We start from the raw sequence: 15,450 nt of genomic DNA, 5'->3' as shown, positions 1-15,450 counted from the left end.
CTGTGAGCCTTTCCACCATCATCATCCTCGTGCTCGTCTCGATCATCGTCGTGGCGGGCCTCGTGCTTCTCTTCTCGCGTGGGGAGATGCGCTTCAAGTTCGATATCGGCGGCTCGGCTCCGCGTGCAGCGGGCGGAAACGATGACTCCGGCGACACGACGATCAGGAACCGCATCATGGGCCTCGGCATCTTCTCCGGTGGCGCCATCGCGGTACTCCTTGCACGTCTCTGGTCCATGCAGCTCGTCTCCTCTGACGAGTATGCTGCCCAGGCAGAATCGAACCGTACGAGGACCATTTCGATTGCCGCTCCCCGCGGACGCATCCTCGACCGCAATGGCAAGGAGCTCGTGACGAACCGTCCGAGCCTCACCGTTGTCGCAGACTCTGAGGTCGAGAACGACGACGTGGAGATGCAGCTTCTCGGCAACCTTCTTGGCATGCCCCGCATGGCCGTGAAGAGGAAGATCGAGGATTCCTCGGAAGGCGCCCAGTCTGCCCGTCCCGTGATGGTCGATGTCTCTATCCGCGTTGTGGCCTACCTCGAAGAGCACCCCGATCTCTTCACTGGCGTCACGGTGCAGGAAAGGACACAGAGAAGCTATCCGTATGGCTCGCTTGCTGGCCAGGTTCTGGGATACGCCGGCACGGTCACGAGCGACCAGCTGGCGGCATCAGGCACCTCGACCGATGAGGGTGCCATCGAATACGAGTCAGGAGATACGGTCGGCCAGGCAGGCGTCGAATACGAATACGAGAATGTCCTTCAGGGCGTCCGTGGCGAGCAGACGGTCTACGTCGATGCCTCGGGCAATGTCACGTCGTACTCGACGACGGTCGATCCTCAGGCAGGCTCCGATGTGCTGCTGACGCTCGACCTTGCGATCCAGCAGGACTGCGAGAGTGGCCTTGCCCATGCCATCAAGGTTGCAAACGACCTTGGCTACAAGGACTGCAAGGCAGGCGCCATCCTCTGCATGGATGTCACGAACGGCGAGATCCTGGGCATGGCCTCGGCGCCCTCATTCTCTCCGTCGGTCTTTGTCGGTGGCATATCGAACGACGACTGGAATGCGCTGAACTCGGAAGAGGGTATGTATCCTCTGATCAACCGTGCCATCCAGGGCCAGTACTGCTCTGCCTCGACGATCAAGCCGCTCACAAGCTTCGCTGCGCTCTCGAATGGCATCGCGACCATCACTTCGACTTACTACTGCGCGGGCCTCTGGACAGGCTTCGGCGAGGCATATGGCCAGTACTGCTGGAAGAAGACCGGACATGGAACAATGACGATCGAGACGGGCATCACGTATTCGTGCGACGTCGTCTTCTATGAGATCGGCAAGGCATTCTATCTCTCTGACAATCCGGAAGCCCAGCAGGATCATCTGCGCATGTGGGGCCTGGGCTCGACCTACGATATCGACCTTCCGAGCGAGGCGTCAGGACGCGTGCCTGATGCTGATTGGAAGAACGAGTACTACAGCGCCTACGACGAGGACACCCGCACATGGATGGGCGGCGACCAGACGAACCTCTCCATCGGCCAGGGCGACCTGCTCGTGACGCCTCTGCAGATGGCATGCGCCTATGCAGGCATCGCGAATGAAGGCCCAATCTGGCGCCCGCATGTGCTCAAGGGCGTGCAGGCGCAGGGAGCCTCGGGCACGGTCGTCGAATACCAGCCCGAGATTGCGCTCTCGCCGACAGAGGATGCCACCTACTTCTCGACCATCAAGAAGGGCCTGCGCGGCGTGCTCGAGAAGGAATCGACGAACATCATTGCCCACTTCAGCTCGCTCTCCGTCTCCGTCGAAGGAAAGACCGGCACGGGCGAGGTCAATGGCAAGGACCCGGTCGGCTGGTTCGTGGCCTATGCTCCTGCAGAGAGCCCGAAGTATGTCTGCGCCTGCGTTGTCGAGGAAGGCGGCTACGGCGAGAACTCTGCCATGCGTGGTGTGCGTGACGTCTTCGGTGCCATCTACAACGAGCCGGATACATCCGATGCAAGCAGCACGAGCGGTGCCCGCTAGGGGAGAGAGGAGGACAAGATGCAGTACAGAACGCCCAGGTCGCAGGAAGGCTTCTTCGACAGGATGGCGCATGCTCTGAACGGCAGCCATGGCAGGCACGGAGGCGGCAGGCACGCGACCGTCCGGCGCAGCTCTGGCATCGCATCGAAGGTCTATCTTCCCCAGCTCGTGCCGGCAATGCTCCTTGTGGCCTATGGACTTATCGTTCAGTGGTCAGCCTCGCTCTCGATATCGGAAGCCTCCCTCCCGCGCCAGGCGATAGGTGTGCTCATCGGCTGCATCTTCGCCTTCATGATCTGGCGCTATGACTACCGCACGCTTGCAAACATGCGCACGGCCCTCATGGTTGCAGATGCCGTGCTGCTGCTCCTGCCGAGCATTCCTTTCATCGGCGTCTCTGCCAAGGGCATGACGGGCTGGATCCAGATTCCCGGCATCGGCCTTCGCTTCCAGCCATCGGAAATCGCAAAGCTCGTGACGATCTTCCTCATGGCATCAGTCACAGCGGAATACAACGGCAGGATAGAGACGCTCAGGGACTATGTGAAGCTCTGCGGGACCCTGCTCTTCCCGTTCGTGCTGATCATGACGCAGCCTGACCTGGGTACAGGCCTCGTGCTTCTCTTCTCGGGTGCCTGCGTCATCATCTGCGGCGGCGCGAAGAGAAGCTGGGTGCTCGTGACCATCGCCTTGATCGTCATCGGCGCTGCCCTCATCATCGCCACGTCGATGACAGAAGGGCTGCCCCATATCCTGAAGGAATACCAGCTGAACCGACTCATCGTCTTCGTCGATCCTTCGGTCGACCCGACAGGAGACGGCTACAACCTGGCGCAGGCCAAGATCGCTGTCGGCTCGGGCGGCTTCTTCGGCAAGGGCGTCGAGAACGCGACACAGACGATTGCAGGATTTCTGCCTGAAGCCCATACCGACTTCGTCTTTGCCCTGCTTTCGGAGGAATTCGGTTTCCTGGGCGCGCTCGTGCTCCTGGGCCTCTTCGGCTGGCTCATCTTCTCGACGCTTGCGCTTGCCCTCAAGGTGGAGACGACGTTTGCAAAGCTCGTGCTTGTCGGCATTGTTGCCATGTGGACGTTCCAGGTGCTCGAGAATGTGGGTATGTGTATAGGCATCATGCCCATCACGGGCATCCCGCTGCCCTTCATCAGCTTCGGCTCGTCGTCGATGCTGGCGCAGATCACGGCGGTGGGTGTCGTGCAGTCGATATGGCGGAACAGGACGAAGTCCGCGTAAGGCCTGGACTTCAGGATCGGAGGCATTGTGGCCAAGAGCAAAGGAATACCCTTCAGCAGGATATTCGAGGTTGCCGGCGCCATGAAGATGGCGCAGGACCGCTCGGAGTCCAGCGTGAAGGTCGAGGTGCTTGTCGGCGCTGGCGCTCCTGCCGACGAGATCTCTGCAATGAAGCGCTGCTTCGTGCCTGAGACCGCGCGGGCGCATGTCCTGGTCTGGGATCTCTCTTCGAGGGCTGAGACGGCACCTGATGCCGATACCGATCTGGCAGTCGTGCTTGTCGGCACGCAGCCGAAAGAGGCGGCCCAGATTGCGCTTGCCTGCGTACGCAGGAAGTGCGGCTGCATCTTCGTCGTCCCGTCTGCGCTCGAGGCTCCCCAGGAGCTGCCGCGCGAGCTCGAGGACACGGTCGATATCGTGGCTGCTGCAGGCGAGGAAGCCATCCTTTCGAAGCTTGCGCTTGCGCTTGCTGCCCAGGAGGAGCGCATCCTCCTTGCCGCTGCCTTCCCGTTCTGCAGGAAGGCTGTCGCCTCTGCGCTTGTTCGGCAGAGCGCATTGGCGAATATGGGTGTCGGTGCCATCTCGCTCATCCCAGGCTCGGACCTTCCGATCATGCTGGCCGAGCAGGAGCGCCTGGCACTCGATCTCATGGGCGTCTATGGGAAGAAGCCCGGCCCCGAGGCAGCGGCAGATCTTGCGGGCGTCTTCGGTGCAGGCTTTGCCTATCGTGCCATTGCCCGCACGCTTGCAGGGGCAGTTCCTGGCATCGGCTGGGCCCTGAAGGCTTCTGTCGCCTACGGAGGAACTGTGCTTTCCGCCTGGGCTGTCGAAACGCACCTTGCAGGTGACATGCCTGAGATCTGGAGCAATATCCAGGAGTTCGTCTCTGCTCTGGCAGGTGCGCAGGGCGGGGAGGCAGCGCCCGAGCGTCAGGAGCAAGAGCAGCCCAGGATCGTGCCTCTTGCCCAGGCAACGCTTCCTGAAGCACCGAAAGATGAAGGAGATGGCTATATCACGCTTTCCTAGCAGATGAGGTGCGTGGTGAAGCTGTGGAGTGCCGATATCTTTAGGCAGGAATGGCATGCAGGAGGGCTATTCTTTGTTACGCAAAAGGCATCTCATGAAGGAACGTTCACATTTCGCACTAAAACCGCAGCTAGCTGACTTTTTCTGATTGACGATTGTTCTGAGCGCTAGTAGAATAGCTAGCTGTTGCACTCAAATCAGCAATGAAGGGTTCACACATGTACGCAATCGTTTCAACTGGCGGCAAGCAGTACAAGGTTGCCGAGGGCGATATCATCGACGTCGAGAAGCTCGATGCCCAGCCCGGCGACGAAGTCCAGCTTGACGTCCTCATGCTCAACGATGGCCAGGAGGTCACTGTTGACGCATCCACCCTCTCCGACAAGAAGGTTACCGCCGAGGTGCTGGAGCAGTTTAAGGGTGAGAAGCAGCTCGTTTTCAAGTTCAAGAAGCGCAAGCGCTATCACCGCACCCGTGGCCATCGTCAGAACCTCACGAGGATCCGCATCAAGGCTCTCCCCGTCGAGGCTGCAGCAAAGTCTGCAGAGTCGGCCGAGTAAATTCCGTTCGGTATAGCAAGCAGATAGGCAGGTACTCTCATGGCACATAAGAAGGGCGGCGGCTCCTCTCGCAACGGCCGCGATTCTCGCGGTCAGCGTCTCGGCACCAAGCGTTTTGGTGGCCAGACAGTGAAGGAGGGCGAGGTCCTCGTTCGTCAGTGCGGCACGCACATCGCACCGGGCGAGAACGTCGGCTGCGGCAGGGATTACACCCTGTTTGCACTCAAGGCTGGCACCGTCGAGTTCACCAAGGGCAAGAAGCACATGGTGCACGTCCGTACGGCGACCACCGCGTAGCAATTGTTGGACACGCATTGCTGAAGGGACCCTTCCGAGGGTCCCTTTTCTTTTCTCGAAGACGTTTTCGGGGCAGATAGAACGACAACCGATATACTCGATTGAGTAGAGCACGATACAAGGAGGGGCGATGTTCACTGACTTTGCCCATATCAACGTACAAGGCGGCAACGGCGGCGCTGGATGCATGTCATTCAGGCGCGAGGCCTATGTGCCGAAAGGCGGGCCTGACGGCGGAGATGGCGGACGCGGAGGAGATGTCATCCTCGAGGCGGACCCCCAGCTCTCGTCGCTCATCGACTACCGCTACAAGCATCACTTCAAGGCAGAGCGCGGCACGCATGGCCAGGGAGCGAGAAAGCACGGCAAGGACGGCGAGGACCTGATCCTCAAGGTGCCTCTCGGCACCGTCGTGCGCGAGCTCGACCATGAGACGCAGAAGCCGCTCTACCAGATTGCAGACCTCACGCATCCCGGCGAGCGCGTCGTCGTAGCCCCTGGCGGCATCGGAGGCCGTGGCAACATCCACTTCGTGACATCCGTCAGGCGCTCTCCGGCCTTTGCCGAGAAGGGCGAGCCTTCGCAGGATCACTGGATTGAGCTCGAGATGAAGCTCATGGCAGACGCTGCCCTTGTTGGCATGCCATCTGTCGGCAAGAGCTCGCTCATCGCCCGCATGAGCGCAGCCCGTCCGAAGATTGCCGACTATCCGTTCACGACGCTTGTCCCGAACCTCGGCATGGTCCGTGCCCGCAATGGCCACTCCTTCGTCGTTGCCGATGTACCTGGCCTCATCGAGGGTGCAAGCGAAGGCAAGGGCCTGGGGCACGAGTTCCTCCGCCATATCGAGCGTACCGCCCTCATCATGCATGTCGTGGACGTGACCGGCTCCTATGAGGGAAGAGACCCTGTGCATGACTTCGAGGTCATCAACGATGAGCTCGCAGCCTATGCCGAGGACCTCGCTGTACGTCCCCAGATCGTCGTCGCGAACAAGTGCGATATGCCGGGGACCGAAGAGAATGTCGAGCGCGTCCGTGCTGCAGCCGAGAAAGCGGGATATCCGTTCTTTGCCGTCTCCTGCGTGACGGGTGCCGGCATCGATGCACTCATGGATGCCACGGCAGAAGAGGTCTTCGAGCTCAGGAGCAAGGCGGCAGAGGAAGCCAGGAAGGCAGCTGAAGAGAAGCCGATCCGCGACTGGGAGGCCGACAGGCGCCGCCGCGACCGCCGCATCGATATCAAGAACCTCGGCGGCAATGTCTGGCGCGTCTCGGGCGTCGGTGTCGAGCGCATGGTCATCCAGACCGACTGGGACAACGAGGAGGGCATCTCCTACCTCATGCACCGCTTCGAGAGGATCGGCCTGGACGAGCGTCTCCAGAAGGCTGGCGTGAAGGACGGCGACGAGGTGCGCATCCTGGGCTATGCCTTCACCTACGAAAGCCCGGACCACGACGATGAGTACGCTGAGCTCAAGGACTCTGACGACGAGGTCGTCGAGGAGTTCATCGAGGGGGACGAATAGCGTGGGAGGACAAGGCCCCATCGTCGTGAAGATTGGCTCTTCCACGCTTGTGGATGCCGCAGGCGCACCTGACCATGCGTTCATCGGCAGCCTCTGCAGCCAGGTGGCGCGTCTCATGGACGAAGGGCATGAGGTCGTCGTCGTGTCATCTGGCGCTGCTGCCGCCGGCATGGAGCGCCTGGGGCTCAAGGCACGCCCGAAGGACCTGCCGACGCTTCAGGCCTGCTGTGCTGCTGGCCAGGCAGCTCTCACGGAGATCTACGCAGAGGTTCTCTCCCAGAGCGGACATGCTGCGGGCCAGGTGCTCATGACAAGAAGGGACGTCGTCGACAGGGAGTGCTATCTCAATACGAGAAACACCTTCGAGCGCCTCCTGGAGCTCGGCGTCGTCCCCATCGTGAACGAGAACGATACGGTCTCTGTCGCAGAGCTCTCGTTTTCCGACAATGATATGCTCGGCGCCATCGTCTCGGCCCTCGTGGGAGCAAGCCTCTATGTGATCCTCTCTGATGTGGAGGGCCTCTATACGGCAAACCCCTCCACCCATCCCGAAGCCAAGCTCATTCCGCGTGTCGAGGAGCTCACGCCCGAGATCCTCGCAGGAGCTACGGGCGCAGGGTCTGCCTTCGGCACTGGAGGGATGGCATCGAAGCTGAGGGCTGCGCGAGCCATGCTTGCTGCCGGGATACCGATGACGATATGCGAAGGCAGAAAGGCGGACGTGCTCGTCGATGTCGTGCACGGCAAGAAGGTCGGCACGCGCTTCGAGGCTTTTGCCGGACACGCTGCGCATGAAGGCGCCCGCAAGCTCTGGATCGGCCTTGCAGGCGTTCCCCAGGGAACGCTCACGGTGGATGAGGGTGCAGTCCATGCGCTTGTCGACAGAGGCTCGTCCCTTCTTCCTGCAGGTGTCATAGCCACAGAAGGGGAGTATGCGGCAGGAGATGTCGTGGACATCCGTGCGGAGGATGGGATGCTCGTGGCACGAGGCATCACGCGCTACTCAGCTGACGAGGTCATGCGCATCCACGGCCTCAAGCTCGATGTGATCGAGCGCTTCCTTCCTGAACGTGAAGGTGCGCCGCTTGTGCACCGCGACGAGATGCTTGTCTTCTGAGCGGGAGGGGATTGAGCCTTATGGAACAGGAGCGCTTCGATCTGCCGCAGCTCGGCCAGGACCCCTCGAGGACCTACCGCCTTGGCATCATGGGCGGCACCTTCGACCCGATACACAATGGACACCTCGTCGCTGCGGAACAGGCGTATGACGACCTGAATCTCGATCTTGTTGTCTTCATGCCGGCAGGAAGCCCTGCCTTCAAGCAGGGCAAGAAGATTGCCTCGGGCGAGGACCGCTACGCGATGACGCTATTGGCGACCTCGGACAACCCGCATTTCGTGGCAAGCCGTTTCGAGGTGGACCGCCCTGGCATCACCTATACCTCAGAGACGCTCCGTCTTCTGAAGGAGCACTATCCTCAGAATGTGGAGCTCTACTTCATCACGGGAGCCGACGCAATTGCCGACATCGTGCGCTGGAACAACTCGGCAAGCATTGCCGAGAATGCGACGCTTGTGGGGGCAACACGGCCCGGCTACAACCTCGACAAGGCTGCCGGCGCTATCGATTCTTCTGGCATCGACTTCCATGTGATCTATCTCGAGGTCCCGGCTCTTGCCATCTCCTCGAGCTATCTGCGCGAGCGGGTGGGCAAGGGACAGAGCCTGCGCTATCTGACGCCGGACTCCGTCACAGGGTATCTCCACAAGCATCAGCTCTATGGCGCAAAGGCAGGGAAATATGCCAGATAAGGTATGGAACATACCGCGCTGCAGCATCCCCTATACGGATGGGCAGCGGAAAGAGATAGCAGAGCTCGAGCGCGATATCAAGGCGCAGCTTGCAGAGAAGCCGAAGCGCCTTGCCCATTCGCTTTCGGTGGCACGGACTGCCGAGTGGATGGCAGGGGTCTACGGTGTGGACTGCTTCGAGGCACGCTGTGCCGGCATCCTGCATGACTGGGTGAAGGCTGAGACGCATGAAGCGCAGATAGAAGAGGCGAAGCATCTCGGCATAGAGCTGGACGCGCCGCTCGAGAAATGCGAGCCGCTCCTGCATGGCCTCATCGCAGCACGTACCTTGCCCCAGCGCTATCCCGAGCTTCCTCAGAGCATCTGGCAGGCCATCTCTCGCCACACCACAGGGGCTGCCGACATGTCGGACCTCGATATGGTGCTTTTTGTGGCCGATGGCATAGAGCCGTTGCGCAAGCCCTATCCGGGTATAGACAATATACGCGGACTTGTCGGCGCAGCGCCGCTCGATGAGGTCTTCTGGGCGTCGTTTGCAGGCGGCATCGTCTATGTGATCGAGACCCGGCGCTATCTCTATCCCGGCACGGTCGATATATACAACGCACTTGTAGAAAAGGAACATGCATGAGTGTGACACCGCTCGAACTTGCGAAGGTCGCTGCTGCGGCAGCTGACGACAAGAAGGCATATGACATTGCGCTTCTGGACCTCACGCAGCTTTCGGATATGTGCGACTACTTCCTGATCGCTTCCGCGATGAACGCCCATCAGGCTGATGCCATCGTCGACGAGATCGAGAAGAAGGTCCGCCTTAACTGCGCCGAGGACCCCATCTCCATCGAGGGGCGTGACGGCAAGCACTGGATCCTCATGGATTACGGTCCTGTCGTCATCCATATCTTCGATGAGGAGACGCGCAGGTACTACCGTCTCGAGCGCCTCTGGGGCGATGCACCGAGGATCGATCTCGGACTCGAGAAAGATGGGGAAGAGGAGCCGAAGGAGGCCTAGTCCCCTCCCAGCTCGTCGTCAGGACGTTCTGGCACGTCCTTTCCCTTGAGCCTCATATCGCGGCCATATGATACGGCGCTGCTTCCGAAGCGGCGCCGTATTTCGTCTGCCGCTTCTGACAGTGCGTGGAGGTCACGCGGCGCTGCAGGCTCGGGAGCGCCGTCAAGGTTGAGCGCAAGCTGCTGGGGCTCTGCCTCGCGTCCGAATCCAGAAAGGCCGACGCCGACAAGACGGACACCTGTGCCTTCATGCCAGATCTGGGAAAGGAGACGCCGTGCCATGGGGCCGAAGACATGCTCGTCGTCTGTGGCGCGTCCCACAGGCATCTGCGCCGTGCGGTAGCTGAGGTCATGGTAGCGGAGCTTCAGCGTCACGACGGTGCCCTCGAGCTTCTGGGCACGCAGGCGGGTGCCGCACCGTGCTGCTGCCAGATCGATGGCCGCCAGAAGGTCATGCTCTGTCGTGAGGTCATGCGGAAACGTATGCTCGGCAGAGACCGACTTCGGCTCGCGCTTCTGCACGAAGGGACGTACGGGAGAAAGCTCGAGTCCCTGTGCGCGGCGCTTGAGCTGGGGTCCATACTGCCCCAAGAGCGCTGAGAGATCCTCGTCGTCGGCATGTGCGAGGTCGCCCAGGGTTCTCATGCCGAAGGATCTGAGCCTGCGCTCGGTGGCAGCGCCTATGCCTGACATGCGCGACAGCGGAAGGGGAGCAAGAAAGCGCTGCTCTGTGCCTGGATAGACTGGCGTAAGGCCGCGAGGCTTTCGTGTCTCTGAGGCAATCTTTGCTACGGTCTTCGAGGTTCCAAGGCCGATCGAGCAGGTGATGCCAAGCGCAGCCACGCGCTCCTGAAGCCGCTCGGCAATGAGCACAGGGTGCTCGTTCGAATAGCGTCCTGGCGTGATATCGAAGAAGGCCTCATCGATCGACATCTGCTCGACAAGCGGCGTCTCGTCGAGGATGAGCGCCATGACTTTGTGGGAGAGCTCGCGGTAGCGGTCGAAATGGCCGCGCGTCCATATCGCATTGGGGCAGAGCTTCTGGGCAGTGGCAGAAGGCATGGCGGAATGGACGCCGTACTTCCTTGCTTCATAGGAGGCGGTCGAGACGACGCCGCGGTCTTTGGGACTTCCTCCGACAATCACGGGCTTGCCACGCCAGGCAGGATGGTCGAGCTGCTCGACGGATGCGAAGAAGGCATCGAGATCCAAGAGCCCTATGGCAGGACCCTCCCATGTGGGGAGGGTCCTGTGATTTCCTGCATTGGTTTTGCTGTGGCTGTCCATATCACCGTGTCTCGGGCAGACGTACCGTGAAGGTCGTGCCGTGCTCCTTGTCGCTTGCGGCCTCAATCGTACCACCATGCGTCTGGGCGATGGATTGGGCAATGGCAAGGCCGAGGCCAAAGCCGCCTGTCTCGCGGGTGCGCGCCTTGTCAGAGCGGTAGAAGCGCTCAAAGACATGGGGAAGGTCCTCGGGGTCGATTGGCGTGCCGAGATTGTTGACGGAAAGGACCGCGTGTCCGGAATCGTCCTTGAGATTCAAGGTGACGACCGTGCCCTTGGCAGCATACTTCGTCGCGTTGTCCACGAGGATCTTGGCAAGGCGCTTCAGGGACTGAGCATCTCCCTTGACCTTGAGGCCTGGCTCGATCGTGCTTTCAAGCTCGCAGCCGCGCTCGAATGCCATCGCATCGAACTCGAGGGCGACGTTGTCCACGATATCCGAGAAGTCGAGCGTCTCCTGCGGCATCTTGCCCTTCGTGGCAGCACCGTTCTCGTCGGCACGGGCAAGCGTCAGGAGGTCGTTCACGAGCGATGCCATCTGCTGCGCCTCGTCGGCCGTGGAGTCTACCCAGCGCCTCGAGTCCTCGGGCAGGCTCTTGTCAGCCTGAAGGATCTGGCTGTTCGCCAGGATGACGGCAAGCGGTGTCTTGAGCTCATGCGAGGCATCGGCGACGAAGCGCCTCTGCGAGGTCCATGCCTCCTGCACCGGCTTCAGCATCCACTTCGTGAGATACCAGGTGATAAGGAGAAGGGCGGCAAGAGCGCTCGAGATGATGACAGCAGCAGATACAAGCTGGCGCGAGAATGCTTCATCGAGGATCGAGGTCTCGACAAGCGCAATCGTCGTCGTGCCATCTGAGTTGCTTGTGGACTGCCATTGGATGTGCTGGTCTGCGATGTGTCCCGAAGACTGTCCCGATTTCAGGACCTTTGCAATCGTGTCCTCGAGCTGATCTTCCGTGAGCTGGGCGATTGTCGTCGTATAGCCCGTGATCGTGCCATCGCTCTCGACCCTGACTGCTGCCGTCAGCATGTTGGGGCGCGGGCTGTCCTTCCCGAGGCTGATGCTCGTCGAACCTGTAGCGGAGTTGACCTCATGAAGCACGTGCTCGAGGCTCTCTCGCACCATCTGCTGCTGGTTGCTATAGGTCGAATAAAGGCTCATACCCATGACACCCACGAGTATGAGCCCTACGAGAAGAACCGTGACGATCACGAACTGCTTATGCAGCTTCTTGAGCATCTGAGCTACTCCTGATCGAACATCTCCAGACGATAGCCGAGCATGCGCAGCGTCGTGATCTGGACCTTCGAATTGATATGGTTGAGCTTCTTGCGGAGGAACGAGATGTAGGCCTCGGCAGAGTTCTCGGAAGCCTCGCCGTCAGTGCCCCAGACACGGGTCAGGAGGTCCTGCTTGGAGACGACGCGCTGCGTGGAGCTCATGAGGAGCTTCAGGACTTCGAACTCCTTGCCGGAGAGGTGCACGGACTTCGTGCCGCGGGAGAGGTCGTGCGTATTGAGGTCGAGCGTGAGGTCGCCGAAGTTCGCCTCGTCGAGCATCACGGCGCCCTGGCGGCGGCCAAGGGCGCGCACACGTGCCAGGAACTCAGCAGACTCGAATGGCTTTGTCAGATAGTCGTCCGCACCTGCGTCGAGGCCCTCGACCTTGTCTTCCGTCGAGGTGCGTGCCGTCAGCATGAGGACAGGGGTGGAGTTCTTCTCATGGCGGAGATTGCGGAGCAGCTCGATGCCATCCATGCCCGGAAGCATGCGGTCAAGGACGATGAGGTCATAGAGTCCGCTTTCGGCATAGGTCAGGCCGCTCTGTCCGTCATAGGTTGCTTCGGCGTTGTAGCCGGCGTCGGTCAGTATGCGAACGATTGCATCGGCAAGCTTGCGCTCGTCTTCTATTACCAGTACATTCATGAGGCCATTCCTTCCTGCCGTGAGAGCAAGGCCATACGCTGTGGAACTTGTCGCGTATCGTACGTGGCCCAGCTTAAGCTACGCTTAACATCTTCCCCTCAGAGGCCTGAAAGCGTGAAATCGGCGCAAAGTCGCTGGCTGCTCCACAAAAACTGCACCTTGCATGCATGCCTGAGAGTCGTACAATTTACAGTTGCTGTATAGAGCCAATGCGGCCCATCATCCCTACATTCTCAGAGGGCCGCGCGTCTAGAGGAGTTTTGCCTTGGCAGTTAAGATTCGCCTGGCCCGCCATGGTGCCAAGAAGCGTCCGTACTATCGTGTTGTCGTCGCTGACGGCCGCAGCCCGCGTGATGGTCGCCTGATCGAGGAGGTCGGCCGCTACAACCCGCTGACCAACCCGAAGACCATCGAGCTCGACCTCGAGAAGGTCGACGCTTGGATCGCCAAGGGCGCTCAGCCCTCCAGCGCAGTGTCTCACCTCATCGACATTGTGCGCACCGGCGCTCCTGCACCTGAGAAGAAGGCAAAGCTTTCGAAGAAGGCCGCTGCTAAGGCTGCAAAGGCTGAGTAGTCTCATGGCTGAGGAAATCGATCAGACCACGGACGAGACCGAGGCCGACGTCGAGATGCCCTCAGACAAGGTTGCGGACCTGGTGGAGTATATCGTCTGCGGACTCGTGGACGATCAGGATGCAGTCTCTCTCGATGTGACGGACTCCGAGTCCGGCACGCTCATCGAGGTCAGCTGCGCTGCTGCCGATGCAGGCCGTGTCATTGGCCGCAAGGGCCGCACCATCAAGGCAATCCGCACGCTTTCCCGTGCACTCGGTCAGCGTGTCGGTACGTCGGTAGAGGTAGAGGTGTTGGGCTAGGGCATGCCCGATTATCGCGTGATAGCCCGTGTCGTCAAAGCGCACGGGAAAAAGGGGGAGGTCGTGACGGTTCCCGTCCACGGCCTTCCCTCTCTTATGCATGAAGGGCTTTCTGTCTGTGTCGTGCCGCCCCGGCTCAAGGGGCCGCGCTGGCACAAGGTGCTTTCATGCGCATCGGATGGGCGCGGACAGCGCATAGCTCTGGACGGCGTAAGCGATCTTGGAGCTGCAGAGGCTCTGGTCGGCCGCTCCCTTCTCGTCTCCGTCGACGATCTTCCTGACAATTTTGCCTTCATGGACCTCGACGCCCTCATCGGAAGGCGTGTCGAAGATCCTGGATATGGCGACCTCGGCGAGATCGAGGAGATCCTGACAGGCCCTGCCAATGATGTATGGGTCGTGAGAGGGACTTCAGCCGGAGAGATCCTGCTTCCCGTCATACCTGATGTCGTGTCCGAGATACCGCCTTCGGGCAGCATCGAGGTGCATGTGCCGAAAGGCACGATTCCCGAAGAGGGGGACTAGTGCTCTTCGAAGCAATATCCGTCATCCCCGAAGTGTTCGAGCCCTATGTTGGTGCCTCCATCCTGGGGCGTGCCCGCAAGAAGGGCGTCTTCGATTTCTCTGCCTATGACCTGCGCACCTGGACGCATGACCGCCACCGCACGGTGGACGATGCTCCTTTCGGGGGCGGCCAGGGCATGCTCATGAAGCCGCAGCCCATATTCGAGGCGGTGCATGCCGTCTCCGAGATGCATGAGGAGAAGCCATATACGATCTTCTTCTCTCCCTGCGGAGAGACCTTCACGGAAGAGATTGCCCGGGAGCTCTCGGAACAGGACCGGATCCTTTTTGTCTGCGGACGCTATGAAGGCATGGACGAGCGCTGCTACACGCTGGCAGACAAGGTGCTCTCGATAGGCGACTATGTGCTTACCGGAGGAGAGCTTGCCTCCCTCGTCGTCATGGATGCCGTGGTGAGGCTCTTGCCAGGCGCTTTGGGAGACGAGAAGAGCGCACTCGACGAGTCGTTCTCTGATGGTCTTCTCGAATACGCCCAATACACGCGTCCTGCATCATTCGAGGGCATGGATGTGCCCGATGTGCTCCTGTCCGGAGATCACGGCAAGGTAGATGCCTGGAGAAGGAGAAGCTCGCTCGAGCGTACGGCTGCCTGGCGGCCAGACCTTCTCGAGGATGCTGAACTAACGCCGGATGAGCAGCGCTTCATCGATGAAATCACCGAGAGGGGGAAGCGAGATGGCAGCACGCCATGCTGATACGGGCGAAGATGCCCCGAAACACAACGAATTCCTGGAATGGATCCTCGTCATTGCGATAGCGATCGGCTGCGCGCTGGCGTTCAGGACATTCGTTGCGGAAGTCTATGAGGTGCCATCGGGCTCGATGCTCGACACGATCCAGATCGGCGACAGGCTCATCGGAGAGAAGATCTCCTACCACTTCAGCTCTCCCAAGCAGGGAGACATCGTGACCTTCATCGATCCTGAGGATTCGAAGTCCACGCTCATCAAACGCGTGATCGCCACGTCAGGCCAGACGGTAGAGTTCAAGGACGGCGTCGTCTATGTGGACGGCGAGGCGCTCGACGAGCCCTATACGGAAGGCAAGCCGACAGAACCTCTCGCGATGCAGTCTGCGAACGCAGGCTCCATAGAGTACCCTTATACCGTTCCTGAAGGCTGCGTCTGGGTGATGGGGGACAACAGGACCAATTCGCTCGACTCCCGCTACTTCGGTCCCATCGAGGTCAGCTCCATCACCTCGCATGGGCTATTCATCTTCTGGCCGCTATCGGATGCCGGCTCTCTGTAGCAG

The 15,450-nt window shown here is 60.4% G+C and carries 18 protein-coding genes; 15 read left to right on the top strand and 3 right to left on the bottom strand.

The window, feature by feature from the left end; all coding sequences use genetic code 11:
• The first annotated feature begins 2 nt into the window (after positions 1-2).
• The 10 genes from mrdA to rsfS all read left to right on the top strand — a co-directional run bounded on the left by mrdA (position 3) and on the right by rsfS (position 9,521).
• Positions 3-2,033 (top strand): penicillin-binding protein 2, encoded by a 2,031-nt coding sequence (gene mrdA / locus VXJ24_RS05725; protein ID WP_330971960.1) that lies wholly within the window; start codon positions 3-5, stop codon positions 2,031-2,033.
• An 18-nt stretch (positions 2,034-2,051) separates the two neighbouring features.
• Complete coding sequence (locus VXJ24_RS05720; RefSeq protein WP_330971959.1) at positions 2,052-3,284, top strand: FtsW/RodA/SpoVE family cell cycle protein; 1,233 nt, start codon at positions 2,052-2,054, stop codon at positions 3,282-3,284.
• A gap of 27 nt (positions 3,285-3,311) precedes the next feature.
• Positions 3,312-4,310 carry a hypothetical protein gene (locus VXJ24_RS05715; protein ID WP_330971958.1) on the top strand — a complete coding sequence of 333 codons (999 nt, stop codon included), beginning with the start codon at positions 3,312-3,314 and terminating at the stop codon, positions 4,308-4,310.
• Between the two features lie 218 nt (positions 4,311-4,528).
• Positions 4,529-4,870, top strand: a complete 342-nt coding sequence (gene rplU / locus VXJ24_RS05710) for a 50S ribosomal protein L21 (protein WP_330971957.1) — start codon at positions 4,529-4,531, stop codon at positions 4,868-4,870.
• 39 nt (positions 4,871-4,909) lie between these two features.
• Positions 4,910-5,167 (top strand): 50S ribosomal protein L27, encoded by a 258-nt coding sequence (rpmA, locus tag VXJ24_RS05705; protein ID WP_330971956.1) that lies wholly within the window; start codon positions 4,910-4,912, stop codon positions 5,165-5,167.
• A 130-nt stretch (positions 5,168-5,297) separates the two neighbouring features.
• Complete coding sequence (gene obgE, locus VXJ24_RS05700) at positions 5,298-6,695, top strand: GTPase ObgE (RefSeq protein ID WP_330971955.1); 1,398 nt, start codon at positions 5,298-5,300, stop codon at positions 6,693-6,695.
• A 1-nt stretch (position 6,696) separates the two neighbouring features.
• Positions 6,697-7,812 (top strand): glutamate 5-kinase, encoded by a 1,116-nt coding sequence (gene proB / locus VXJ24_RS05695; RefSeq protein WP_330971954.1) that lies wholly within the window; start codon positions 6,697-6,699, stop codon positions 7,810-7,812.
• A 20-nt stretch (positions 7,813-7,832) separates the two neighbouring features.
• Positions 7,833-8,507: a nicotinate-nucleotide adenylyltransferase gene (nadD, locus tag VXJ24_RS05690; protein WP_330971953.1), complete on the top strand. Its 675-nt coding sequence runs from the start codon at positions 7,833-7,835 to the stop codon at positions 8,505-8,507.
• Positions 8,497-9,138, top strand: a complete 642-nt coding sequence (gene yqeK, locus VXJ24_RS05685; RefSeq protein WP_330971952.1) for a bis(5'-nucleosyl)-tetraphosphatase (symmetrical) YqeK — start codon at positions 8,497-8,499, stop codon at positions 9,136-9,138. Before nadD ends, yqeK begins: the two co-directional genes overlap by 11 nt.
• Complete coding sequence (gene rsfS, locus VXJ24_RS05680) at positions 9,135-9,521, top strand: ribosome silencing factor (RefSeq protein ID WP_330971951.1); 387 nt, start codon at positions 9,135-9,137, stop codon at positions 9,519-9,521. The genes yqeK and rsfS overlap by 4 nt, the downstream gene beginning before the upstream one ends.
• On the opposite strand, the gene dinB is transcribed toward rsfS, so the two are convergent.
• The 3 genes from dinB to VXJ24_RS05665 form a co-directional block, all read right to left on the bottom strand.
• Positions 9,518-10,732, bottom strand: coding sequence for a DNA polymerase IV (dinB, locus tag VXJ24_RS05675; RefSeq protein ID WP_330971950.1), 1,215 nt, complete (start codon positions 10,730-10,732; stop codon positions 9,518-9,520). The genes rsfS and dinB overlap by 4 nt on opposite strands.
• 76 nt (positions 10,733-10,808) lie before the next feature.
• Positions 10,809-12,050 (bottom strand): sensor histidine kinase, encoded by a 1,242-nt coding sequence (locus VXJ24_RS05670; protein WP_330971949.1) that lies wholly within the window; start codon positions 12,048-12,050, stop codon positions 10,809-10,811.
• 5 nt (positions 12,051-12,055) lie between these two features.
• Positions 12,056-12,736, bottom strand: a complete 681-nt coding sequence (locus VXJ24_RS05665) for a response regulator transcription factor (protein ID WP_330971948.1) — start codon at positions 12,734-12,736, stop codon at positions 12,056-12,058.
• 265 nt (positions 12,737-13,001) lie between these two features.
• Between VXJ24_RS05665 and rpsP the strand changes: the two genes are divergently transcribed.
• Genes rpsP through lepB form a run of 5 tightly spaced genes read left to right on the top strand, consistent with a single transcriptional unit; the run spans position 13,002 to position 15,447 of the window.
• On the top strand, positions 13,002-13,310 hold the full coding sequence (gene rpsP, locus VXJ24_RS05660) for a 30S ribosomal protein S16 (protein ID WP_330971947.1): 309 nt from the start codon (positions 13,002-13,004) through the stop codon (positions 13,308-13,310).
• 4 nt (positions 13,311-13,314) lie between these two features.
• Complete coding sequence (locus tag VXJ24_RS05655; protein WP_330971946.1) at positions 13,315-13,611, top strand: KH domain-containing protein; 297 nt, start codon at positions 13,315-13,317, stop codon at positions 13,609-13,611.
• Between the two features lie 3 nt (positions 13,612-13,614).
• Entirely contained in the window at positions 13,615-14,136 is a 522-nt protein-coding gene (locus VXJ24_RS05650) for a ribosome maturation factor RimM (protein ID WP_330971945.1), read from the top strand.
• Complete coding sequence (trmD, locus tag VXJ24_RS05645) at positions 14,136-14,891, top strand: tRNA (guanosine(37)-N1)-methyltransferase TrmD (protein ID WP_330971944.1); 756 nt, start codon at positions 14,136-14,138, stop codon at positions 14,889-14,891. The genes VXJ24_RS05650 and trmD overlap by 1 nt, the downstream gene beginning before the upstream one ends.
• A complete protein-coding gene (gene lepB / locus VXJ24_RS05640; protein ID WP_330971943.1) occupies positions 14,872-15,447 on the top strand; it encodes a signal peptidase I in 576 nt (191 codons plus the stop codon). Before trmD ends, lepB begins: the two co-directional genes overlap by 20 nt.
• Positions 15,448-15,450: the final 3 nt, after the last annotated feature.

The sequence above is a fragment of the Olsenella kribbiana genome (assembly GCF_036408795.1).
Classification (GTDB): Bacteria; Actinomycetota; Coriobacteriia; order Coriobacteriales; family Atopobiaceae; genus Olsenella_L; species Olsenella_L kribbiana.
The sequence above is the reverse complement of the archived record's forward strand: the minus strand, read 5'-3'. Positions and strand labels throughout refer to the sequence as shown.

Bases quoted from the DNA above. Each gene is read 5' to 3' on its own strand.
- VXJ24_RS05720 (WP_330971959.1), top strand. From the start codon at position 2,052: ATGCAGTACAGAACGCCCAGGTCGCAGGAAGGCTTCTTCGACAGGATG.
- rplU (WP_330971957.1), top strand. From the start codon at position 4,529: ATGTACGCAATCGTTTCAACTGGCGGCAAGCAGTACAAGGTTGCCGAG.
- rpmA (WP_330971956.1), top strand. From the start codon at position 4,910: ATGGCACATAAGAAGGGCGGCGGCTCCTCTCGCAACGGCCGCGATTCT.
- obgE (WP_330971955.1), top strand. From the start codon at position 5,298: ATGTTCACTGACTTTGCCCATATCAACGTACAAGGCGGCAACGGCGGC.
- nadD (WP_330971953.1), top strand. From the start codon at position 7,833: ATGGAACAGGAGCGCTTCGATCTGCCGCAGCTCGGCCAGGACCCCTCG.
- yqeK (WP_330971952.1), top strand. From the start codon at position 8,497: ATGCCAGATAAGGTATGGAACATACCGCGCTGCAGCATCCCCTATACG.
- rsfS (WP_330971951.1), top strand. From the start codon at position 9,135: ATGAGTGTGACACCGCTCGAACTTGCGAAGGTCGCTGCTGCGGCAGCT.
- VXJ24_RS05670 (WP_330971949.1), bottom strand. From the start codon at position 12,050: ATGCTCAAGAAGCTGCATAAGCAGTTCGTGATCGTCACGGTTCTTCTC.
- VXJ24_RS05665 (WP_330971948.1), bottom strand. From the start codon at position 12,736: ATGAATGTACTGGTAATAGAAGACGAGCGCAAGCTTGCCGATGCAATC.
- VXJ24_RS05655 (WP_330971946.1), top strand. From the start codon at position 13,315: ATGGCTGAGGAAATCGATCAGACCACGGACGAGACCGAGGCCGACGTC.
- VXJ24_RS05650 (WP_330971945.1), top strand. From the start codon at position 13,615: ATGCCCGATTATCGCGTGATAGCCCGTGTCGTCAAAGCGCACGGGAAA.
- lepB (WP_330971943.1), top strand. From the start codon at position 14,872: ATGGCAGCACGCCATGCTGATACGGGCGAAGATGCCCCGAAACACAAC.